Below are 23,299 nucleotides of genomic sequence, written 5' to 3' on the forward strand. Positions count from 1 at the left end.
CTCAAATGCCTTTTTTAATTTTTTCCTAATATACTTTTAATGATTTTCTAAATGCATTCGTAATGCCGGAAACGGCTGGTTTGCCCATCTTTGCAATGTCAAAAACAAGAGTTATGCGATTTTACCTGATCGGGTTACTGGCCTGTATGAGCACTGTCTCGTGGGCGCAGGATACCCTGAAAGTTACCGTCCGGCAGGCGGACAGTTTATTTTTGAAAAACAACCTGACCCTCCTCGCCGAGCGCTACCAGATCGATATCGCGAAGGCGGCGGAAATCCAGGACAAGCTTTGGGATAATCCCAACCTGAACGTCGAACTGAGCGCTTACAACCCTTCGCGGGGCTGGCTGGACGTGGGCCGCGGCGGGCAGAAATTTATCAGTTTGCAGCAGGTGATCACCCGCGCCGGGAAGCGAACGAAACAGGTAGCGCTGGATGTGGAAACGACACGGAAGACCGGGCTGGAATTTTTCGATCTCGCCCGGACGCTGAAATTCGACCTCCGGCAGATCTTTTTCGAAACCTGGTTCCTCAACCAGACGCTGCAATTGCTGGACAGCCAGATCGGAACGCTGGGGACCACCGTTGATGCGTTCGACCGGGAATACGGCCGTAACAATGTGTCGCTCAAAGAAGTGGTGCGTTTGAAGGCATTGCTTTTCCAGCTGCGTAACAACCGGGCCGATATTCTTTTTGAAATGACTGAAAATCAGCGGGACTTGCGTATCTATTTCAACAGCGAGGCATTTGTGGTGCCGGTGATCGACAGTACCGATATGGCACGCTACCAGCTGGGCGCGCAAACGCCCGATCAGCTCCGCGACCTCGCATTACTCCGCCGCACCGACCTGCGCGTGGCCGAATCGAGCGTGAAGCAGGCAGAATTGAACTATAATCTGCAAAAAGCATTGGCCAAACCCAACGTGCAGGTAGGGGCGGTGTACGACCAGGCGAGTAACTACCAGTTCCATTATTTTGGTATTTCGGCGGCGATGGACCTGCCGTTTTTCAACCGGAATCAGGGGAATATCCGCGCCGCCAAAAGCGGGATCAATTATTTCAAAACGCAGGAAACGGCAAAACGCAACAGCATCGCCAACGAGGTGAATGCCGCCTGGAACAAGGTAACCGTCGCTGAGAATACCTTCCGGAGCGTGGAGGAGCGATTTACCGACCAGTTTTTGCTGCTTAACCGCGGCATGTACGACAATTTTCAGAAAAGAAATATAACCCTCCTCGAATTCATTGATTTTATCGAAACCTACAACGAAACCGTCCGCGAGTTCAACCGGCTGCAATCCGATCGCGTGAAGGTGTACGAGGAACTGAACTTCGTCGTAGGAGAGGAGTTATTCGGCTTTTAAACTATCAAAAACACAATGCGAAAAATAGCTTTTGCCATTCTGGGCGGAATGGTAGCCGTGTGGACTACGTCCTGTGAGAAGCAAACCGGCCAGCAGGAAGAGTCGAAGGCATTCATGCTTTCGGATTCGATGATGCGGCAGATCGTACTCGATACCGTGCGCACCGAAACCGTACGTAATGAACTGACGCTCGTAGGTAAGGTGGTGCCGGATGAAAACCGCGTGATCCGCGTGTTTCCACTCGTGGGCGGGAATGTGGAGGACGTGAAGGTGGAGCTGGGCGACCATGTACGCAAAGGGCAGGAACTGGCTACGATCCGCTCCGGCGAAGTGGCGGACCTGGAACGGCAGCTCATTGAAGCGCAGTCGGACCTGCTTATTGCGCAGAAAAACCTGTCGTCCACCGAAGATCTGTTTGAAAGCAAGCTGGTACCCGAGCGCGATGTGATCACGGCGCGGCAGATGGTCGATAAGTCGCAGGCCGAGCTGGACCGCGTGAAAACCGTTTTCTCGATTTACGGCGTTTCCAAATCCGCCGGTTACGTGGTACGCTCGCCGATCGACGGATTTATCGTTGACAAAAACGTGAACCGCGGCACGCAGCTGCGTTCCGACAATGCGGAAAGCCTTTTCACCGTCGGCCAGATTTCCGACGTGTGGGTGATGGCAAATGTGAACGAGAGCGATATTCCCAAAATCCATCTGGGCATGCCGGCGGACATCAAGACGATCAGCTTCCCCGACGAAGTTTTCAAGGGAAAAGTCGACAAGATTTACAATGTCCTCGACCCGGAGACGCGCGCGATGAAGATCCGCATCCAGCTTTCGAATGCGAGCTACCGTTTGAAACCTGAAATGCACGCCACGGTAAATCTCAATTTCGAGGAAAAGGAAAGCATGCATTCGATACCGTCCCGCGCGGTGATTTTCGACCGAAGCAAAAACTGGGTACTGGTATTCACCAGCAAAAGCAAGATCGAAGCCAGGCCCATCGAAGTTTTCCGCAACCTTTCCAAACGCGCCTACGTGCGCAGCGGGCTCGCGGACGGGGAAAGGATAGTGTCTCAGAATCAGTTGCTTATCTATAATGCGCTAAATCAATGAGTGAGTAGTCAAGGATTGTCAAGTGTTACGCCTGACCTCCTGACTAATTCCAATCATTCAAAATTATCTCATGAACAAATTCATCAGAGGAATCGTCGGCTTCTCTCTCCGGAACCGCTTTTTCATATTTTTCCTGACCGGGCTGCTGGTGGTGGCGGGCGTTGCGAGCTATCGGGCAACGCCGCTGGAAGCATTTCCGGACATTACCAACACGCAGATCATCATCGTTTCGCAATGGAACGGGCGTAGCGCCGAGGAGATCGAACGCTTTGTGACGCAGCCGGTCGAGATTGCCATGAACTCCGTACAGAAAAAGGCCAATGTGCGGAGCGTGACCATGTTCGGGCTGTCGGTAATCAAAATCATTTTCGACGACGGTGTCGAGGACTTCTTTGCGCGACAGCAGGTGAACAACCAGCTTCGTACCGTATCGCTGCCGGATGGCGTAGATCCCGAAGTACAGCCGCCTTACGGGCCTACGGGCGAGATTTTCAGGTATACCCTCGAAAGTAAGGACCGCGACAGCCGCGAACTGCTCACATTGCAGAACTGGGTCATCGACAGGCAGTTGCGGAGCGTACCGGGCGTGGCCGACGTGGTCGCATTCGGCGGTCGCGAAAAGATCTACGAGGTGCAGGTGAACCCTACGGCGTTGCAGAAGTACAACATCACACCGTTGGACGTTTACGAGGCGGTTACCAAAAGCAATATCAATGTCGGCGGGGATGTGATCGAGAAAAACGGCCAGGCGTACGTGGTGCGCGGAATCGGGCTGCTGGAATCGGCGCAGGACATCGAGAATATCATTGTCGAATACGTGAAGGATTACCCCGTGCTCGTGAGGCATGTCGCGGACGTGAAGGAGTCGGACCTGCCGCGTGTGGGACAGGTGGGGCTGGATGGCAGGGACGACGTCGTGGAGGGCATTGTCGTACAGCGAAAAGGCGAGAACCCCAGCGAGGTATTGGCGCGTATCAAGGAGAAAATCACCGAATTGAATACCAAAATACTGCCGCCGGACGTGAAAATGAAGACCTTTTACGACCGCGACAACCTCATCGAGTTCTGCGCGGATACCGTGAAGCATAACCTCGTGGAAGGCATTGTGTTCGTGACCGTGATCGTGTTCCTTTTCATGGCCGACTGGCGCACGACCGTTATCGTGTCGATCATTATCCCGCTTGCATTGCTGTTTGCATTTACCTGTTTGTATCTCAAAGGCATGTCGGCGAACCTGCTCTCGATGGGGGCGATCGACTTCGGGATCATCATCGATGGGGCCGTGGTGATGGTGGAAGGCGTGTTCGTCGCGCTGGACCACCTGGCGCACAAGCGGGGAATGGAAAAATTCAACCGTTTGTCGAAGTTAGGTTTGATCAAAAAGACGGGCGGAGAGCTCGGGAAGGCCATTTTCTTTTCCAAACTCATCATTATTACGGCATTGATCCCCATTTTCAGTTTTCAGAAAGTGGAGGGCAAAATGTTCAGCCCGCTGGCTTACACGCTGGGTTTCGCATTGCTGGGCGCATTGTTTTATACGCTGACGCTGGTTCCGGTGCTATGCTCGTTTTTGTTGAATAAAAATGTGCGCGAGAAGAACAATCCGGTCGTCAATTTCTTCGATAAAACCGTTTCGAGGGGCTTTGAATGGTGCTATGCCCATAAAAAGATCAGTATGATCGCCGCCACGGCCTTCCTGGGTATCTCGCTTTTCTCGGCAACCTTGCTGGGTACCGAATTTTTGCCCCAGCTCAACGAGGGTGCATTGTGGGTGACGGCCGAACTGCCGATGAGCATGTCGCTGCCCGAAAGCGTGAAAATGTCGCAAAAGATCCGCCGCGATCTCAACACATTCCCCGAAGTGAAGCAGGTGCTTTCCCAGGTAGGCCGCTCCAACGACGGAACCGATCCTAACGGCTTCTATTTTTGTCAGTTCCAGGTGGATTTGGTGCCGCAAAAGGAATGGAAACGGAAGATCAGCGTGGAGCAGCTGACCGATGAAATGAACAAGCGGCTCAGTAACTATCCCGGCGTTTTGTACAACTATTCGCAGCCGATCGTCGACAATGTGGCTGAGGCGGTAGCAGGTTACAAGGCGAGCAATGGGATCAAAATATTCGGTTCCGACTTGCAGGAGCTGGAAAAATACGCCAGCGTGGCGATGGACGCCGTGCGGAATGTGGACGGTATCAAGGACCTGGGCCTGATCCGCAACATCGGTCAGCCGGAGATCAGCGTGATCCTGCACGACCATAAAATGGCCCAATACGGCGTCAGTACCGCCGATGCCCAGGCGGTGATCGAAATGGCGATCGGCGGGAAAACGGCCTCCATTCTCTACGAAGGCGAGCGGAAATTCGACATCCGTTTGCGCTACAAGCAGGAATACCGCGCCGACGAGCAGAGCATTCAACAGCTCATGGTACCCACGCTCACGGGCAGCAAAATTCCTTTGAAAGAGATCGCGACGATCCGCAAAATCACCGGGCCCGCATTCGTTTACCGGGATAATAACAAGCGGTTTATCGGTGTTAAATTTTCTGTCCGCGGCAGAGATCTCGGCGGAACGATCGCAGAGGCACAACAGCGCGTGAAGGAGAAACTGACCGATCTGCCCAAAGGCTACTCGGTGGAATGGGTGGGCGAGTTTGAAAACCAGGTACGCGCCACCGACCGCCTCGCGCAGGTGGTGCCCGTGAGCCTTATCGGGATCTTCATTCTGCTCTTCATGATGTTCAGCAATGCCAAAGACGCCGGTCTTGTGCTCGCTAATGTACCATTCGCGCTGGTAGGCGGGATCCTCGCGCTGCACGTCACGCACATGAACTTCGGGATTTCGGCGGGTGTCGGATTCATCGCGCTGTTCGGGTTATGCGTTCAGAATGGGGTGATACTGATCTCGGTGTTCAATAAAAACCTGGCCGCGCGGATGCCGCTGGAAGAGGCGGTACGGCAGGGCGTGAAATCGCGGATCAGGCCGGTGGTGATGACGGCGTTGATGGCGGCGATCGGCCTGCTGCCCGCGGCCATGTCTACCGGAATCGGCTCCGAAACCCAGAAGCCGCTGGCCATCGTGGTGATCGGCGGGCTCATCACGGCGACGATCCTGACCCTGCTCGTTTTCCCGATCATTTACACGTTTTTTAACCGGAAAAAACAGGGCAGGGCACCGCGTGCAGCCGCAGCCTGACCGGTAGGGTCCGGTATTGGATGAAAAATTTCACATAACCTATATAATTCATTTTCAGGATGACAGTGCCGGGCCGGTACTACTTTTGCAGCGAGCTTTCCAACCAATGCAATGGGGTTTTGCATCACTAAGCTGATTTTAAAACCAAATAAAAGCTCATGAAAAAGTTAGTGCTAATGCTCGGACTGCCGTTCCTGTTTCTCGCCTGCAACGACGACGATGCCGACGTCGTGCTGCCGCCGCAGTTCGAACTGAACGACCAGTTCAATGGCGACAAGAGGGGTTGGACAGCCGGGTTTTCCGACCACCCCGTGAAAATGGATACGGATTGGAAGCTGGAAGAAGGCATCGCCAACCTGCCCGCGCCGCTCGACACCCAGAAGAAAGGTTTCCGCATTTCGGGCAATAACCACAGCGACGACCTGTTTATGTATTTCAAAAAGAAAATGGCAGGACTGAAACCGAACACGGAATACACGGCGGCATTCGCGCTGGAATTCGCTTCGGACGCGCCATCGGAAGGCTGGGCCGGGGTAGGCGGCGCGCCTAATGCCGTCAGCGTGGGCATCGGCGTGGTACCCGTCGAACCGAAAAGCACCGTCGATAACCTGGACCACTACCGCATGAACATCGACAAAATCCAGCAGAAAAACGACGGCAAAGACATGAAGGTGATCGGTGACATCGGTAACGGCACCGACAAGGTAGGCTATAAACTCCTGACCAAAACCGGAGAATTCAAAGGTAAAACAGATGCCAACGGCAACCTTTGGCTCATCTTCGGCACCGACTCCGGTTTCGAAGCGACCACAACGCTGTATTATACTTCTGTAAAAGTGAAACTGACGGAAGGTGCTGCCGTGAAGTGATTGTTGTAAATGAATGGAATGGAGCGCGGCAGGTATCTGCCGCGCTTTTTTTATACAATCTTTTAAAGAATCTTGTGGAGAATGAGCTTGATAACCAACGTCGAATCGGGATGTACATTCGGCGGGTAACCGGAGCGTTTGACCAGTTGCGGTGGCGCTATGATCCTCTTCACTTCGCCTTCACGCATACCTAGAATGGCCTCATCGACCGCCTGCGTTGCCTGATTGCCGCCGATGAGCACCTTTACGGGTGTGGTAGAATTTTCGTTGGAATAAAGTACTTCTCCCGTCCGGTAGCTGGTTGTTTCGAAAAGCAAGACATGTTGTCCGGTCTGCGCCTTCGGTCCATGGCCTTTGATTAATACCACATATTGAAAGCCGGACGGAGACCGTTTTGTCTTGCTGGCTGAACAGGAAAGCAACGATGCAGCCGTAAACAGGGTCAGTGCTTTGACCAAAGAAAACAAATGTGTCCTGTACATATTGGGTCAGTTTTGGAGCATCCAAACTAAAACAGGGCACAGGCCGTGCAAAGGCTTTTTTGTAAAACAATGTAAACAACGTGTAAAATTTACCGCCGTCAGTCTTATACCTTTTATGTTGAGTAGATTAACGTTTTGTATGTCTGTCTGCATGCTGCTCGCCGGTTGCGACAATGCGGATTATTCGCTCGATAAATCCATTCCGAGACTGCAATCGCCGGGTGACTCAATTGCCTGGATCAGAACAAAATGGCGAAACGGTTTGCACATCGAGACGGTTTTTTACGATCGGCAAAACCGCGTGCTCGAATCATTCAACTTCGGCCGTTCAAGCCGGAAGGTGCTGAATTTTTATGAAAAGGATATGTTGGTGAAATCGATCAGCTATTGGCACGGGGATAGCGATGAATTGAACACAGCTGGCGTCGACACCACTTGGTATGAATATGACAAAAATGCTAGACTGGTCGTCGAAAAGCATCGCCACGGGTTTATACCCAAGAACAACAATTCCGGTATTGGCGGCGGATACACTGTCGCACTAAGATATACAACCACAGGCGACACAGTTAAAACCAGCGGGGCAAATGTGATTGAGCCAGGCAATATAACCGATATAGAACGCTGGGAACGGGACGGTAAGGCGCGAATCACGAGTCATTTTAAATTGTACATCCTGCACAAACCACAGAACGACACGACAGATTTTTTTACACGCAAGTATGCCTACGACGTCGACGGGAAACTTAAAATGGCATGGTTCGGGCATATGTATTTAAAGCGGTATTATTCCGCAGCAGGTCCTGACACAATCTGGTACAGCTACGACAAGCAAAACCGCGTCGTAAAGGAACGGCACCGCTACACGACTAACATGCGGAACAAACAGGAGATTGACACAACACAAATACCGAAACCTGAAATGGATTATATCAGAAAATGCAGAAAGGGTTTTTTTGAAGGTGATGGTTATTTTCCAAAGAACGAAAAGGTTGATATAATAGAATACCGTTACGAGCAATTCGATCCCCAAACGCATAGCAACCTGAACATTCCCTATTGATCCCTAAGCCAACCCTTGAGCGCCGCGATAAACTGCACCTGCTGATCTACAAACGCCGTGTGCGAGCAGTTTTCAAGGTAAATCAATCCGGATTTTCCGACAATGCGGTGCAGCGCTTCAATTTGCTGTTCGGAATAAAGACCGTCCTGTTTTCCGTAAATAGCATATACCGGAGTTCGGCGCCGTACAAGCTTTTTTAAAACGGGCGTTACGTCGATATTTTTTCGTGTTTCATTCTTCCAGAGCGTTTCCACGGCGCGGTCGTTTTTGACATAGCTTCGGATTAGTGGATCGGTTTGATAATTTGCATAAACCTTTGCGGCTTCCGGGCTTGGGTTGCGCAGACTGAAAAAGCTATTTTTCGATGCATGTGCGAAGACTTCCGTCCGGTATGCAAGAGATTCTCTGTCCATTTGCATGATTTTGCGAATAGCGGCCAGATTGATGGTGTCGTTTTTAGCAGTGTAAATACGCCCGACCGAATGGAGAACTGTGTTATAAGATGCCTGCTGGGAAATCAATGCACTGGTCAAAACAATGGATTTCACTTTCGCCGGGTACTTTTCTGCATATAGTACCGAGATCAGCCCGCCGAAGCTGAACCCGATCAGATGGGCGCGTGAAATGCGGTATTTTTGGTAGATGCGGTCCAGATCTTCGAAGAATTCTTCGTAGGTCATCCTGGCCGTGCTGTCCTTCGATCGCCCTTCGCCGCGCCGGTCGTAGATGATCACATGAAAGCCTTCACTAGCCAGCGTCTGCGCAGTAGTGGCTTCAAAATACACAGAACTGCTTCCCGGACCACCGTGAATAAATATAATGGGATCATCGGTTTCTTTGCCAAAAGCTTTGGAATACAACGACTGCCCTTGGCCAGAGAGGGCGAATAAAAACGATAATGTTGTTATAAATAGAATGCGCGCCTTCAATTCAAAATCAATTGGTTAAGTCTCTCAAAAGATGCCGTCGCTGCCGGCTGAGCAATGCCTGGTGGTTGCCTTCCATCAGCAAATATCCGCCATCTTCTTTTTTAAATGATACGATCCGGTTTTTGTTGATCAGATAGGATTGGTGCGTTCGCAGGAAGCCGTACGGTTCGAGCATGCCCTCGTAATCGGCAATGGGCTTGCTTACGGTGATTTTACGGCCGCCGCGGAGATGAAACGTCGTATAGCTGTTGTCGGATTTGCAAAAAATAACCTCATCGATTTCCACGTAATGGATCTCCTGCGCTTCTGCCAGCGCGATTTTCTTCTGCCGCTGCGCCGGCATATTTTCGAAGGATTGGATCAGCATCGCGATCTGCGCGCTTTGGTCGCGTTCCCTTTTGCGGTCGATGGCTTTCGTCACGGCCTCCGTCAGCTCGCGGTGATCGAGCGGTTTGAGCAGGTAATCAGTCGCTGCGAATTTCACCGCCTGAATGCCGTAATGGTCGTAGGCCGTCGTGAAAATTATGCTGCCGCGGTAACCGCCGAGCCGTTTCAGGAGATCGAAACCGGTTTCATTCTGTAAACGGATATCGAGGAAAAGGATGTCCGTTTGCAATTGCGTCAGAAACTGCTGCGCCTCCTGCACGGTGTGGGCGAATCCGGCCACTTCCACTTCCGGGCAATGCGTTTCCAGCGCCAGCCGGAGGTTATGCACCGCCTGGACCTCATCGTCGAGGATAAAGCAGCGGATCGGGTTTATGAGAGCCATTTCAATAGTCTGATTTCAGTCGCGGTACCTTCGCCCGGCGCGGTGCGGGTTTCGAGCACAATTTGCATGGCGGGCAGCTTTTCGTTGATCAGCGCAATGCGCCTGCCGGTTAAGGAAAGGCCATGACCGGCCGGTTTTACCGACGTGTCGTAGCCGATGCCGTTATCGGCGATGCGCACGATGAGGTCGGTGGACGTACAACGCACGGTAATGGTCAGCGCCGGGTTTTTCACCGGCTCGCCCAGGCCGTGACGGATGCTGTTTTCGATAATAGGTTGTAAAAGCAATGGCGGGAAATCGATGGCCGCCAGGTCGTGGCCGCATTCATTGTAAAAATGATAGGCGAATGCCTTTCGTTTTTGCTCCAATGCAATGTACCGTTCTTCCACTTCGATTTCCTCGGCGAGCGATACGAGCTCTTTCCGCCCGCTATCCATGATCGTCCGCATGAAAGTCGCTACCTCGGTAATGTAAAGGTTTGCCGCGTCGGGATCTTTCTGGCGGATCAGCGATTGCACGGCATTCAGGGAGTTAAAAAGAAAATGCGGGTTCAGCTGTCCGCTCAGCAATTGCAGCTGGTTCTCGATCTCGTTTTTCTTGTGGCTGATTTTGGCTAGCTGGCGTTTGTGACGTTGTTTTTGGATAAAAATCGAGAGTATGACCAGCAGCATCACCCCGACGATGCCTAATGCCCAGTCCACCCATTTGGCCGTTCCGGGATAGTAGCCCACGCTCACCGTCACTTCATGAATGCTTTCCGGCTGGTGGCGGTAGCGGAGGAAAACCCGCACAGTTTCACCGGCTTGGGGTTTGTCAATGTAAATATAGCTATACCCCGTTGTGTACCTCACATTACTTTCGCCGCCCAGCCGCTGCCAGTTTTCCGGCCTGCCGATCGCGTATTCAATGCCGCTGTTTCTGGGCGTTTTACCAAAAAAATAGTATTGGTCGTGATTCGAAAACCGGAGCAATGCCGAGTGGCCGGCAGCAATTTCAAAGTGACTGGCCTGGGGCCCCTGTTCCTTGCGGGCCCTGTTAATTTCCGTGTTCAGGATTTCCTCAAAACTTTTATCCGACGAAAAGTCGACAAAATTGAAGTAATCGGGCACACTTCGAACGCGGGTAATCGAAAAATGGTACACGCTGACCAAAGTGATCCTGTTCCGGAATTCGACATGCAGCGATTCGTTGAGCCGAAGCGCGAATTGACCGGCATGGTAATGTTCCGCGGGCGTGGTCTGGACGTTTTCCGGCGCATCGCGGAAAGAGTTCATGTCGGCATGGCCAATGTAGAAATCCGGGTCTTTCGGAAGCAAAGCAATATCGGTCCAGTCTCTTTTGAGCTGCCCGTTTTCCCGTATCCTGAATTGTAATGAACTTAGATCGAGGTGCGGAATGGTGTCGCGTTTGCTGGTCAGTACGCGGGTAAAAGGGTAGAAGTCGAGCGAAAAGCTGCCCATCGCTATGAAAAATCTCGAAGGATCGACGGTAGCGAGCTCTCTGGTCAGGGTGGAATCTGTATAAAGGAACTGGTTGTCGCGGTTGGGCGTCAGGAACGAAACCTGGTCCGGGGCAGTATTTATGCTCCCCGCCATAGTGACAATGCAGGAATCGCAGACGACGCCCTGATGGATCTCCTTAATGGCAAGCATGTTGTTTGCGCTGTATTGTCCGGAAACAGTTCCGGGAAGCAGCAGGCAAAGCAGAAGCACAATTTTTTTCATGTCGCGAATGGTCTGGTTATGCCGCAAAATCGCCACGCGTTCCGACAGCTGCCCAGCCAAAACTGAATATGGTAGTTTTTACCTTGAATCCGACATGATCAGGTAAAATAGCAGTAAATTATACGCGGTACCATCGATGCGAAGCCGCACAAATCATTGGAACAATGCAGGAAATATTGACTCCCGGACAAATAGACCACTTCATTACCCAGGGCTTCGTCAAGCTGCAAAACGTCTTCTCTGCCGAGCTGGCCGACCAGGTGCGCGACATCCTCTGGCGTGATTTGGGGGTAGACCGGAACAACCCCGCCACCTGGACGAAACCGGTAATCCGCCTGGGCATGTACCAGCAGGAACCCTTCGTTCAATCTGCCAATATACCGTCGTTGCAGGCAGCGTTCGATCAATTGGTAGGGATCGGTAAATGGCTTCCCTGCCGCAGTATGGGCACATTTCCGGTGCGCTTCCCGTCCCACGATGATCCCGGAGATACCGGCTGGCACGTCGACGCGGGCTTTCCCGGCGATAACCCTGCCAACTACCTCGAATGGCGGGTGAATATCCATTCCAAAGGCTGCGGCCTGCTGATGCTCTTCCTGTACTCGGCCGTGAGCGAGCGAGACGCGCCCACACGCATACGCGCCGGCTCGCATGCGGACGTAGCCCGCGCATTGCGCAGCGCGGGAGACGCCGGGTTGTCATTCATGGAAATCGCCGGAATGCTCGACGGTATGCCGGAACGTGAAGTGGTGTTGGCGACGGGCGAGGCGGGGACGGTCTATCTCTGCCACCCGTTTCTAGTTCACGCTGCACAGCCGCACCACGGGATAACGCCGAAATTTATGGCGCAGCCACCGTTGTTGCTGCGGCACGAATTGTCTGTAAATGGAAATAGCCCGGTCGAGCGGGCTATTCGGGAGGCATTGTAGTCGCTACCACTCGGCCGCGCTGCCGTCGTCGTGCGACCATAGCGGGTTCTTCCAGTTATGGCCGATACCAGCCATTTTACGCACTACTTCTTCATCTATTTCAATACCGAGCCCCGGGCCGGAAGGAATATTGACAAAACCGTCATGGTAATCGAATACCGTCCGGTCTTTCAGGTAATCCATCAGGTCGCTGCCCTGGTTGTAATGAATGCCGAGGCTTTGCTCCTGGATGAATGCATTGTGGCAGGTGGCATCGACTTGCAGGCACGCGGCGAGCGCGATCGGTCCCAGCGGGCAATGCGGCGCCGCCGCTACGTCGAAGGCCTCGGCCATCGACAATATCTTTTTGCATTCGGTAATGCCGCCGGCGTGGGAAAGGTCGGGCTGGATAATGTCGGCGTAACCGTCCATGAGCAGGTTTTTGAAATCCCATCGGCTGAACATCCGCTCGCCCGTCGCAATGGGAATGGAGGTATGCATGGCAATTTCGCGCAGTGCCTCATTGTTTTCCGGTAAAACGGGCTCTTCGATGAACATCGGGCGGAACTGCTCCAACTCTTTCGCGAGCACTTTCGCCATCGGCTTGTGCAGACGGCCATGAAAATCCACCCCGATTTCAAGTCCGTAGCCCAATGCCTCGCGGATCGAAGCCACGCGCTTCACAGCCAGATCGATCTTTTCAAAAGAATCGATATACTGCATTTCGTTCGTCGCATTCATTTTAATCGCCTTGAACCCGCGGTCGAAGCATTCCCTGGCCGCACCGGCCACTTCATCGGGCCGGTCGCCGCCGATCCAGGAGTATACTTTGATTTTGTCGCGGCATTTACCACCGAGTAGCTGGTACACCGGCGCGTTGAAAAACTTGCCTTTGATGTCCCACAGCGCCTGGTCGATGCCCGCGATGGCACTCATCAGAATGGGTCCGCCCCGGTAGAAGCCGCCCCGGTACATCGTATTCCAGTGGCCTTCGATGTCGAGCGGGTCTTTGCCGATAAGCGCTTCCATGAGCTCATGCACGGCTGCCGCTACGGTGGCCGCCTTGCCTTCGATCACCGGCTCGCCCCACCCGACAATCCCTTCGTCGGTTTCTATTTTCAAAAACAACCATCTGGGAGGTACCTGGAACAGCTCGTAACTTCTGATTTTCATGCTATTTTTCTTTTACAATGTATAACCTTTCTAATTGGCTATAAATGTAAGGGAGGCGTTCCTATATTTCGGCAATTTGAGCTGTTGTTTCATGCTTTTAAATGTCTCCATAGGCCCTTCCGCCGCAAAAGCGTTCACGGCCCAGGCCGGCAGGTAACCGCCCGGATCGGTATGGAGCATGTATTCGATCTTTGTTTTGCCCGCCAGCGGCGTCAGCACCCAGCGCCCTTTGGAATCCATTACCCGCACGACATTGCGCTTTTCCGGCACCATGCCGGACACCACGGGCCCGTCCACCGTTACGACGCCGGTCGCAGGATCGCGCCGCGCCACGAGGTGCGCCACAAAATCGCGGTTATCCAGCGGCCACGGCAGGCTTATTTCGGAATGGTAGTACAAATCGGTAGGGGAAACCTTCTTAACGAGTTTGCAGGATTTGGTTTTATAAACCCACTCCGTACCCGCCTCGACGTCGAGTATCAGTGCCGTCATTTCGGCCACGGAAGCATCCACAATGCAATCTACCTTAATGGCTTTGATCTTCGAATCAGGCACGGCCGAGGAATAAATGCGGATCTGGTCTTCTTCGGCAATAAGTTTCCATTTGCTTTGCGCCATCGCCGGCGCGTATAATGAGAGGGTAACGAGTAACAGGATGATTTTTCGCATTTGTCGGATGAAGGATGGTTTGGCTGCAATGCATTGTTTCGAGCATGACAACCCAGCATCAACAACCCCTTCAAAAGGCATTAAATTCCTGTTCGGGAAGATTAAGTGGGGCTACTGGCACAAAGGTCCCCTTCGAGCCCGCTATTCGAATCCGGAGATTTGCACCATCATCCCCCTCACATCGTAAACGAAACCCCCTCCGCCGCCGCGCGCTCGTATTTCTCCTTCACAAACCGGTACAGATACGGGGATTTGTTTGCCGCGCCGATGCGTTTTTCATCGAGGCGTTCGAGGATGTCGTAGCTCATGAGGAGTTTTTGGAAGTTGCGGCGGTCGAACTGGCGGCCGAGAATCGTTTCGTACAGGCGCTGAAGTTCGGGCATCGTGAACTTTTCGGGCAGGAGGTTGATGCCGACGGGCTGGTTGCGGATGCGCTGGCGCAGGGCTTTCAATGCACGGTCGATCATTTCGTTGTGGTCGAAAAGCAAATGGGGCACGTCGGCGAGCGACCACCAGCGGCATTCGTCGGTGAACCAGTCGGGCGTGGGTTGCACCTGGTCGAATTCCACGAGGGCGAGGTAGCCGATCGATACGACACGGCGGAAGATGATGCCATCGAAGAAGCCCTTGCCGAACGTCGTTTCCATCTTTTCAAGCAGCTCTTTTTCAGGATGGTATACGTACCGGTTGACATTGCCGAAAGTGTAAAATTGCTGCAAAAACACATCGTCCAGGCCGGTGCGCTGGGTGAGAATGCGGTTGGCGGCGTCGTCCACCGACTCGTCGAGCAGGATGTGGCCGCCAGGCAGGCTCCAACCGTCGATGCCTTTCCAGCGGAGCAGCAACACTTTCAATTCGCCCTCATGAAAGCCGAATACGGTACAATCGAGCGAAACCTCTTTTAATGCCCTGTCAAAAAATTCCTTCAAACTGTGCTCCATAGCGTAACCGGCTGAGATCGAGAAAATTTTTCAATGCGTAAATTTTACACAAAGAAAATTTTCTTTATCATTGTATCATCAATTTTGATTGGTAAAATTCAAATTTTTCTTACTTCATGAACAAAACTTTTACATTGCTTTTAGTCCTCTCATGCGCAACGCTCGCTGATGCGCAGGTACCGGAGGAAAACCGCTTTCAAAAAGTGGTATTGACCGAAAACCTCAACGAACCGCTCGAACTGGCGGTGCTGCCCGACGAGCGCGTGCTGTTTATCGAGCGGCACGGGGCGGTGAAGTTGTACAGCCCCGTTTCCAGAAAGACGACGGTGCTCGCCACCATACCGGTCAGTACCAGGTATTCCGACAATTCCGAAGCCGAGGACGGCCTGCTGGGCGTGAACATCGACCCGCATTTTGCCCAAAACCATTGGGTGTATTTCTACTACTCGCCCGCCGGCAGCACGCCCGAGAACGTCCTCGCCCGGTACGAGCTCAAAGGTAATGCCCTCGACCTGGCTTCCAAAAAGGTAATTCTCCGCATTCCCGTCCAGCGCGATAATTGCTGCCATACCGGCGGCTCCATCGACTGGGACAGCCAGGGTAACCTGTACCTCTCTACGGGCGACAACACCAGCCCCCGGGCGTCGGACGGGTATGCGCCCATCGACGAGCGGCCGGGCAGAAGCCCTTTCGACGCACAAAAATCCTCGTCGAATACGGCCGATCTGCGCGGAAAGATCCTCCGCATTCACCCCGAAGCCGACGGCAGTTACACCATTCCCGAGGGTAACCTGTTTCCGAAAGATGCCGGCGACGCCAAAACTCGTCCCGAGATTTACACGATGGGCCACCGGAACCCCTATCGCATTTCGGTCGATAAAAAGAACGGTTACCTCTACTGGGGCGATGTGGGACCAGATGCCGGTAAGGATTCGACCGGGCTCGGGCCGGCTGCCGAGGACGAGTTCGGGCAGGCACGGAAGGCCGGGAATTATGGCTGGCCGTATTTCGTGGGCGACAACAAGGCTTACTGGGATTATGATTTCGAAACGAAAAAATCGGGGGACAAATTTGTTCCTGAAAAGCCGGTCAACAATTCGCCGAACAATACCGGGCTGAACGGCCTGCCGCCTGCGCAAAAGGCATTTATCTGGTACCCGGCAGCCGAAACGAAGCGGTTTCCGCTGCTCGGCTCGGGCGGGCGGAGTGCGATGGCCGGGCCTGTGTTCTACGCGGAGCATTTTGGCAATGCAAAGCGCGCGTTTCCTGCCTATTATGACAAAAAACTTTTCATTTACGAATGGATGCGCGACTGGATCATCGCCGTAACGCTCAGTCCGAAAGGGGATTATGTTAAAATGGAGCGCTTCCTGCCCAACCTGAAACTGGAACATCCGATCGACATGGCATTCGGGCCGAACGGCGACCTGTACATCCTCGAATATGGTCAGGGCTGGTTTATGGGCAACCCGGAATCCAAGCTCGTGCGGATCGAATACAATGGCGGCAACCGCAAACCGTCCGTGGCGGCGTCGGTAGATAGAAATGCAGGCGCGGTACCATTCAAAGCACAGTTTTCTTCGGCAGGTACCCAGGATTTTGACAAAGATTCCCTGCGATACCAATGGAAAATCACCGCCGCCGGGGCCGCGCCGGTGACTTTGAATGAAGCGAACCCGGCCTATACTTTTAAAAAGAAAGGCATTTACAAAGTGGTGCTCACGGTCACCGATTCGAAAGGCCTCAAAGATGCGCAGACGCTGACCGTACAAGCGGGCAACGAGCCGCCGCAGGTTTCCATGGAACTGACGGGCGGCAACAAGTCCTTTTTCTTCCCGGGCAAACCCATTGGTTACCGGGTGAATGTGACGGACCAGGAGGATGGTAGTCTGGCTAAAAACACGATCCCGCAATCGAAAGTGAAGATTACAGCTGCCTACCAGGATGCGGACGACAGGCCTTCGGCCAGCAAGGGCGGGCACCAGGAAGCGCCTGTGACCTTCACGGCCGGCAAAACGCTCATCGAGAAAAGCGATTGCAAGGCCTGTCATTTTGTGGACAAAAAATCGATCGGTCCGGCATTTACGGATGTGTCGGGAAAATACAAGGCGGATGCGAACGCGGTAGCGTCGCTTTCCGACAAGATCATCAAAGGCGGCGCGGGCGTCTGGGGCGAAACGGCGATGTCGGCGCACCCGTCCATCGGCCTGCCCGAGGCGGAACAAATGGTGAAATACATATTGAGCCTGGGCAGCGGAAAGGCCGCGCCGGAATTGCTGCCGCCCGCCGGTGAGGTGGTCGCGCGCATACCCGAGGGAGGCGACCCGGGCAAAGGCATTTACAAGCTCAGGGCCACCTACACCGACAATGGCGCGAACGGAATGCCCGCCCAAATGACGGAAAAGACGCTCATTTTAAAGAACCCGACCCTGCTTTTCGGCAATGCCGACGACGCTTCGAAAAACCTCATGCGTTTCAAAATGGGTGAAAATAACCTGCTCATCGTCACCCAACCGAATACGCACGCCATTTTCAAAAGCATTGACCTCACGGACATTACGGCGCTCGATATGGTGGTGGCTGCGCCCAAAGACCAGCTGAATGCGCAGGGCGGCATGGTGGAAGTCCGTGACGGCTCGCCCGACGGCGCCTTGCTCGGGAAAACCGAATGGATACCGCCTACCGACGATGCCAGCGCATTTACCTCGAAAACCCCTCCCAAGCCATTCCACGTACCTATCTCTCCTCAAAACGGTACCCGCGACCTGTATTTTGTTTTCAAAAACGACCAGGCGAAGGGTGCCCTGTTTGTCCCGTTTTCGGTCACATTTATTTCGAAGTGATTTTTAAATCTAACTAATCTGCTCATGAACAATTCACGTCGTCATTTTCTAGGCCGTCTTGGGCTTGCTACTGCGGGTCTGGGGCTTGTTTCCCTGGATTCTTTCGGAGTATCGCCTGCTGCCGCCAAATTCAATTTTGACATTTCGCTGGCCGAGTTTTCGTTTGCTTCCGAGCTTTTCAGCGGTAAAATGACCAATATGGATTTCCCGGCGCGGGCCAAAAACGAGTTCGACATTACGATACTGGAATACGTTTCCGGTTTTTTTAACAATAAACACAAAGACCAGGCATACCTGAACGAGCTGAAAAAACGCTGCGACGACCTGGGTATGAAAAACCACCTTATCATGGTAGACGGCGAGAACCTGACGGCGCTCGACAATGCGGCACGTGCAAAGGCCGTCGAGGCACATTACCCGTGGGTGGATGCGGCCAAATTCCTCGGCTGCTCGGCCATCCGCGTGAACCTGGGCGATGCGATGGCGATGCTTTCGGGTAAAAAAGAGGAGGGAACTCCCGCCCAGCTGGCTACGGCGGCTGTGGATGGTTATGGTAAATTGCTGGAATATGCCGGCAAAGCGGGCCTGAATGTGATCGTCGAGAACCATTTCGGGGTATCCACCGATCCGGACTGGCTGGTAGGCGTAATGAAGCAGCTGAAAGCGACCAACAAAGGCCTGCTGCCCGATTTCGGGAACTTTTGTGCAGAAAGAAGCAAGCCGGAAACGATGGATATCAAGGGCATTATGGCCACCAAATGCGTAAAAGAGCACGAAAAATACGAAGGCGTGAAGAAAATGATGCCCTACGCCAAAGGGATCAGCGCAAAAACGCACCAGTTCGACGCCAACGGGAACGACCCGGAGACGGACTTTATCAAAATGTTTAAGATCATCAAAGATTCGGGCTGGAACAACGGCATCGTAGGCATCGAATATGAAGGCGGCCTCATGCGCGAAATGGGCGGCGATATGACCAAGCCCGCCAACGACGAGGGCATTCGCCAGACGAAGGCGCTGCTGGAAAAGGTATTGGAAGAACTAGGGTAGATTGTCCTTCATGTTTTGTCGGATGTGGGCAGGGAACATTCAGGGGGCTAATCCGGCCAGTTGGCGGCTATCGCCTGAATGCCTTCCTGCATTTGCTCTTCGGAAAGCGAGGCGTAACCCAGGCGCAGGCCGTTCGCGGAGCCTTTGTAACAGAATGTATCCGGCGAAATCAATGCAATGCCTTTTTGCCTTAATGCGGCCGCCAGTTTCACCAGGTCCACCGGCGCCTTGGGCGTCAGCCAGAATGCCAGGCCGCCTTCCGGCTTGGTGAAATGCACCTTGTCGGCCAGGTATTCGCGGATCAGTGTTTCGAAAAAATCCCTTTTTGATTTGTAAAGCGGCGTCGTACGTTTGAGATGCCGCCGGATTTCCCCGTCGTGAATGAGTTGAAAAACAGCTTGTTCCATCATATAATCGCCTTGTACGTCGATGATTTTTCGAAGACTGGTGACTTTGTCGATAATGGACGCGCACGATGCGAGGTACCCGATCCGCAGCGCCGGCGCGACGATCTTGCTCATCGTGCCGATGTACACGTAGTTGCGCGCCTGTTCGAGGCTGCTCACCGGCATTACCGGCCGCGGACTGAAATGGAACTCGTGGTCGTAGTCGTCTTCAATGATCGTAAAGCCATATTCATTGGACAACGCGACGAGCTCCATGCGCCGCCGGAGGTTTAACGTAACCGTCGTAGGGAACTGGTGGTGAGGCGTGATATATACCGCTTTGATATTCGGGTGATCATGCAAATATGCCCTGATTTCGTCCGTCACGATCCCGTGCGCGTCCACATTCACAGGCAGCAGGCGCGCGCCCGCGTGCGTGAATGCTTCCCAGGCAGGTTTGTAGCCGGGGTTTTCGATGAGGACGTGGTCGCCGGGTTTCAGCAGTGCGTGCGCTGCGAGGAACATGGCCATCTGGCTGCCGCGGGTGATAAAAACCTGGTCCGGCGAGAGCCGCATACCTCTCTTGTAATTCAGCATTTGGGCAATGGCCTCGCGGAACTCGGGATCGCCCGCTTCGTGCCGGTAGCCCATCATTTGCCACCGCCCTTTGCGGGCGAAAATCTGCCGGTAAGCCCGCGCCAGCTCGTCGATCGGCGCCTGCGCGCTGTCGGGCAGGCCGTCGTCGAATGTAATCAGCGGTTTTGTAGCGAAATCCCTGACCATACCGGACTCCCTCACCAGCGATCTTTCCGGCGAAGCCAGCGGCTGCACGTCCGCCACAAATATTCCCCGCCGTTCTTTCGATACCAGCCATCCTTCGGCCGCGAGCACATCCAGCGCCTCCACGATCGTGTTCCGGTTCACATTCAGCTGTGCCGCAAGTTGGCGGCTACCGGGCAAAATGCTGCCGGCGACGAGTTTGCCGCTCTGGATGGCCACGATCACGGCGTCGGCGATCTGCATATACACCGGCTTTTCCTGCGCGCGGTCAAGCGGAATGACGAGTTCCCACGGTCTTAACATCTGGACTAGTTGATTTTGTAATTTCTGAACCAGTAAGCTGGTCCAAAGATACGGTTGTTTTGTAAGGCAATCATGCAGCAACACTAATATTTCCGAATCATGGAAACTACAAAGCAACCATTCAGTTCCAAAGATTTCCACCAGACATTCGCACGTCCCGTGTACGTAAAACCTGAAAAACTCATTCACCGCAATGTGGAGCAAGCCGGCGAGCACAACCAGTTTTCGACGGAAAGAAAGCACCCGGTATTTTTCGTCGACCTGCCTACGCGGAATGTGAGCATGACCGTCGGCGGCCTGCTGCCTGGCCAGCTCACCAACCGTCACCGCCACACCTACGAAACGGTATTATATGTACTCGAAGGAAAAGGCTACACCGAAGTGGAGGGAGAGCGCGTGGAATGGCAGGCCGGCGACGCCGTGTATATTCCCAGCTGGGCCTGGCATCGCCACCAGAACCTGAGCGACACCGAGCCGGCCCGCTACCTGGCCTGCGAGAATGCCCCGCAGCTTCAAAACCTCGGCGTGGCACTTCGCGAAGAGGAAGGCCGAGACCTGTAAAGTGGTTTAATGTATCTGGGTTAAATATTTAAAATACAACATATTAAAATATTAATGAGCAATTCAAAAACCTTGAAAGGCATCATCGCCTATCCGATCACGCCCTTCGACGCGGAGGAGAAAGTTGACATCGCGTTGTTCAAAAAACTGACCGACAGGTTGGTCGCATCCGGCTCGCACGGCATCGCGCCGCTGGGCAGCACAGGCGTATTGCCTTACCTGAACGACGATGAAAAAGAAGCGGTTATCGAGGCCGCGATCGACGTCGTAGCCGGCCGCGTGCCGGTAGTGGCCGGTGTTTCCAACCTCACCACCGAGCGGACGATCCATCACGCCCGCTTTGCCGAAAAAGCAGGCGCTGCGGCCGTGATGATCATTCCCATGAGCTATTGGAAACTGACTGACGACGAGATATTTACGCATTACCATAAAGTCGCGGAAGCCATTTCGATCCCCATGATGGCTTACAACAACCCGGCCACTGGCGGTATCGACATGTCGCCCGCACTGCTGAAACGCCTGCTGGAAATCCCGAACGTGACGATGATCAAGGAAAGCACGGGCGACGTGCAGCGGATGCATTACCTGCGGCGCGTTCTCGGCGAAGAGGTCGCATTCTTCAACGGCTCCAACCCGCTGGCGCTCGCCGCATTGTCCGCCGGCGCGGCAGGCTGGTGTACTGCCGCCCCGAACCTGATCCCGGAGTTCAATCACAGCCTGTACAACGCCGTTCTGGCAAACGATCTCGCGGGGGCACGCGACGCATTCGACCGGCAATCGGAGCTGCTGACTTTCATCACCGCCAACGGGCTGCCGCGCACGATAGCAGCCGGTTTGGAAATTCTGGGCGTTGAAGGCGGTCATTTAAGGAGCCCGCTGGCCCCGCTGGGAAAGGCTGATTTTGAGCGGCTGCGGGGGCTGCTCTAATTTGAGTGACCCGCCGTGGAAATAAAAATGATTGAATGATTGAATAAACTCCTGTTCGGTCATTCAATCATTAATGAACTGACCCCACAAACGCAATCACATAGCCGTCCGGATCGGCGATGTAGAACTCCTTTCCATAAGGCATTTCGCGCAGCGGCTGAACAATTTCGATGTTCCTTTTTGAAATTTCCGCAAACACCGCTGTCACATCGCCGACCGAAAACAGGAGATCGACTTGTTCGTCGCTACTTCGCGTCGTTTGCGTTTTCGTAGTGTCGTAATCCGTTTTCAAGTGGATCGAATAGCCGTCCTTTTCAATGCCTGCATAAAAATCATCATACCGGAACGCCAGCGTGAAGTCCAGCTGCCTTACGTAAAATGCAATGGCTTCGCCCAGTTCCCGAACGAGAAGCAAAGGAGTGATTTGGTTGATTTTGAAGTTCATAGTAGTATTTTTTGTTAAGAAAATATAATTATCCCATTTCTCGTGCACGAAATCGCTACTTTTATGTGTCATTGGGTGACAAACCAACCGACCAAAGCCATGAAACGACTTTCCTGCTCCGTCATTTTAATTTTTTTGCTTCAAAACATCGCATTCGCGCAATCTGCGGATTCGTTTCGGCGGTGGCGGTTCGGTGTGCTGGTCGGGCCACAATTTTCCACCTATGCGCCCAACCGAGGCAGTAAATGGGTAAAGGGCTGGATGGCCGGCACCGATATAAGTTATGCATTTCAGGATTCAAATAAAGGCTTGTCCTTGCATGCGCAGCCTGCGTACAACCACGTGCGGACCAAAACCCGTAGCGAGGCCAGCAACGGCCTCGAATTTCAGGAATACATGTCGCGGACATCGAGCATTCAGCTGCCGGTGCTGGCTCGGTACACGTTTCTCGACGGCAAGATCCGGCCGTTCGCGGAGGCGGGCCTGCAGGGCAACTATCTGGTTTCATGGTATATCAAGTACGCAGGCCGTTTCTGTGCCGATGGCGGATGCTATCCGTACGAATCCAGCGGCAAGGTCAACAGTGATAAAAAAACATCTTTTGGTGCGCTAGCCAGTGCCGGCGTGGAAATCGACGCCGGAAAAGTAACCATCCCCATCGCCGTGCGGCTCGTCGAGCAGATCAAGAAAAGAGAGGATGTCTACGATATATCGACCCGTGAGAGCTATCGGATACCGCGTACCAGGACGATTCAGGTGTCGGTTGGGGTGGTGTTTTGATGGCTGACCGCCGACGGCCGACGGCTGACCGCCGACGGC

Annotated in this window: 20 protein-coding genes; 11 read left to right on the forward strand and 9 right to left on the reverse strand. The window is 53.4% G+C overall.

The window, feature by feature from the left end:
• Nucleotides 1-113: 113 nt before the first annotated feature.
• The 4 genes from H144_RS0126515 to H144_RS0126530 all read left to right on the forward strand — a co-directional run bounded on the left by H144_RS0126515 (nt 114) and on the right by H144_RS0126530 (nt 6,527).
• Nucleotides 114-1,364 (forward strand): TolC family protein, encoded by a 1,251-nt coding sequence (locus H144_RS0126515; protein ID WP_019945147.1) that lies wholly within the window; start codon nt 114-116, stop codon nt 1,362-1,364.
• Between the two features lie 15 nt (nt 1,365-1,379).
• The gene (locus tag H144_RS0126520; RefSeq protein WP_019945148.1) at nt 1,380-2,468 is read left to right on the forward strand and encodes an efflux RND transporter periplasmic adaptor subunit; all 1,089 of its coding nucleotides are present in this window, start codon (nt 1,380-1,382) and stop codon (nt 2,466-2,468) included.
• 70 nt (nt 2,469-2,538) lie between these two features.
• Nucleotides 2,539-5,658 carry an efflux RND transporter permease subunit gene (locus H144_RS32485; RefSeq protein WP_019945149.1) on the forward strand — a complete coding sequence of 1,040 codons (3,120 nt, stop codon included), beginning with the start codon at nt 2,539-2,541 and terminating at the stop codon, nt 5,656-5,658.
• Nucleotides 5,659-5,816: 158 nt separating this feature from the next.
• Entirely contained in the window at nt 5,817-6,527 is a 711-nt protein-coding gene (locus H144_RS0126530) for a hypothetical protein (protein ID WP_019945150.1), read from the forward strand.
• Between the two features lie 62 nt (nt 6,528-6,589).
• Here H144_RS0126530 and H144_RS34975 read toward each other — a convergent pair whose 3' ends face one another.
• Nucleotides 6,590-7,009, reverse strand: coding sequence for an FKBP-type peptidyl-prolyl cis-trans isomerase (locus H144_RS34975; protein ID WP_019945151.1), 420 nt, complete (start codon nt 7,007-7,009; stop codon nt 6,590-6,592).
• On the opposite strand from H144_RS34975, the gene H144_RS0126540 reads away from it, so the two are divergent.
• Entirely contained in the window at nt 6,927-8,072 is a 1,146-nt protein-coding gene (locus H144_RS0126540) for a hypothetical protein (protein ID WP_169409432.1), read from the forward strand. The genes H144_RS34975 and H144_RS0126540 overlap by 83 nt on opposite strands.
• On the opposite strand, the gene H144_RS0126545 is transcribed toward H144_RS0126540, so the two are convergent.
• From H144_RS0126545 to H144_RS0126555, 3 genes are read right to left on the reverse strand one after another with little or no spacing between them, the layout of a single operon-like run.
• The gene (locus tag H144_RS0126545; RefSeq protein WP_229208003.1) at nt 8,066-9,001 is read right to left on the reverse strand and encodes an alpha/beta fold hydrolase; all 936 of its coding nucleotides are present in this window, start codon (nt 8,999-9,001) and stop codon (nt 8,066-8,068) included. The two genes, H144_RS0126540 and H144_RS0126545, sit on opposite strands and share 7 nt — an antisense overlap.
• 7 nt (nt 9,002-9,008) lie before the next feature.
• Entirely contained in the window at nt 9,009-9,770 is a 762-nt protein-coding gene (locus tag H144_RS0126550; RefSeq protein WP_019945154.1) for a LytR/AlgR family response regulator transcription factor, read from the reverse strand.
• Nucleotides 9,758-11,494 carry a histidine kinase gene (locus H144_RS0126555; protein ID WP_157505186.1) on the reverse strand — a complete coding sequence of 579 codons (1,737 nt, stop codon included), beginning with the start codon at nt 11,492-11,494 and terminating at the stop codon, nt 9,758-9,760. The genes H144_RS0126550 and H144_RS0126555 overlap by 13 nt, the downstream gene beginning before the upstream one ends.
• A 164-nt stretch (nt 11,495-11,658) precedes the next feature.
• Between H144_RS0126555 and H144_RS0126560 the strand changes: the two genes are divergently transcribed.
• Entirely contained in the window at nt 11,659-12,423 is a 765-nt protein-coding gene (locus H144_RS0126560) for a phytanoyl-CoA dioxygenase family protein (protein WP_019945156.1), read from the forward strand.
• Nucleotides 12,424-12,426: 3 nt separating this feature from the next.
• Here H144_RS0126560 and dgoD read toward each other — a convergent pair whose 3' ends face one another.
• The 3 genes from dgoD to H144_RS0126575 all read right to left on the reverse strand — a co-directional run bounded on the left by dgoD (nt 12,427) and on the right by H144_RS0126575 (nt 15,185).
• Nucleotides 12,427-13,575, reverse strand: coding sequence for a galactonate dehydratase (gene dgoD, locus H144_RS0126565; protein ID WP_019945157.1), 1,149 nt, complete (start codon nt 13,573-13,575; stop codon nt 12,427-12,429).
• Between the two features lie 30 nt (nt 13,576-13,605).
• Nucleotides 13,606-14,244, reverse strand: coding sequence for an START domain-containing protein (locus tag H144_RS0126570; RefSeq protein WP_019945158.1), 639 nt, complete (start codon nt 14,242-14,244; stop codon nt 13,606-13,608).
• Between the two features lie 176 nt (nt 14,245-14,420).
• On the reverse strand, nt 14,421-15,185 hold the full coding sequence (locus tag H144_RS0126575; protein ID WP_019945159.1) for an NUDIX hydrolase: 765 nt from the start codon (nt 15,183-15,185) through the stop codon (nt 14,421-14,423).
• Nucleotides 15,186-15,301: 116 nt separating this feature from the next.
• Here H144_RS0126575 and H144_RS0126580 point away from each other — a divergent pair, with 116 nt between their 5' ends.
• Both H144_RS0126580 and H144_RS0126585 read left to right on the forward strand, forming a co-directional pair.
• Complete coding sequence (locus H144_RS0126580) at nt 15,302-18,028, forward strand: PQQ-dependent sugar dehydrogenase (protein WP_019945160.1); 2,727 nt, start codon at nt 15,302-15,304, stop codon at nt 18,026-18,028.
• A 24-nt stretch (nt 18,029-18,052) separates the two neighbouring features.
• Nucleotides 18,053-19,078 (forward strand): sugar phosphate isomerase/epimerase family protein, encoded by a 1,026-nt coding sequence (locus H144_RS0126585; RefSeq protein ID WP_019945161.1) that lies wholly within the window; start codon nt 18,053-18,055, stop codon nt 19,076-19,078.
• 47 nt (nt 19,079-19,125) lie between these two features.
• On the opposite strand, the gene pdxR is transcribed toward H144_RS0126585, so the two are convergent.
• Nucleotides 19,126-20,547, reverse strand: coding sequence for a MocR-like pyridoxine biosynthesis transcription factor PdxR (gene pdxR / locus H144_RS0126590; RefSeq protein ID WP_019945162.1), 1,422 nt, complete (start codon nt 20,545-20,547; stop codon nt 19,126-19,128).
• Nucleotides 20,548-20,646: 99 nt separating this feature from the next.
• Here pdxR and H144_RS0126595 point away from each other — a divergent pair, with 99 nt between their 5' ends.
• Both H144_RS0126595 and H144_RS0126600 read left to right on the forward strand, forming a co-directional pair.
• Complete coding sequence (locus tag H144_RS0126595; RefSeq protein ID WP_019945163.1) at nt 20,647-21,108, forward strand: cupin domain-containing protein; 462 nt, start codon at nt 20,647-20,649, stop codon at nt 21,106-21,108.
• Nucleotides 21,109-21,162: 54 nt separating this feature from the next.
• Nucleotides 21,163-22,035 (forward strand): dihydrodipicolinate synthase family protein, encoded by an 873-nt coding sequence (locus H144_RS0126600; RefSeq protein WP_019945164.1) that lies wholly within the window; start codon nt 21,163-21,165, stop codon nt 22,033-22,035.
• 70 nt (nt 22,036-22,105) lie between these two features.
• Here the strand turns inward: H144_RS0126600 and H144_RS0126605 are convergent, their stop codons facing one another.
• Nucleotides 22,106-22,480 carry a VOC family protein gene (locus tag H144_RS0126605; protein ID WP_169409433.1) on the reverse strand — a complete coding sequence of 125 codons (375 nt, stop codon included), beginning with the start codon at nt 22,478-22,480 and terminating at the stop codon, nt 22,106-22,108.
• A 99-nt stretch (nt 22,481-22,579) separates the two neighbouring features.
• Here H144_RS0126605 and H144_RS0126610 point away from each other — a divergent pair, with 99 nt between their 5' ends.
• Nucleotides 22,580-23,260: a porin family protein gene (locus H144_RS0126610; RefSeq protein ID WP_169409434.1), complete on the forward strand. Its 681-nt coding sequence runs from the start codon at nt 22,580-22,582 to the stop codon at nt 23,258-23,260.
• The last annotated feature ends 39 nt before the right edge of the window (nt 23,261-23,299 follow it).

Origin of the sequence: Dyadobacter beijingensis DSM 21582 (assembly GCF_000382205.1) — a bacterium.
Lineage (GTDB): Bacteria > Bacteroidota > Bacteroidia > Cytophagales > Spirosomataceae > Dyadobacter > Dyadobacter beijingensis.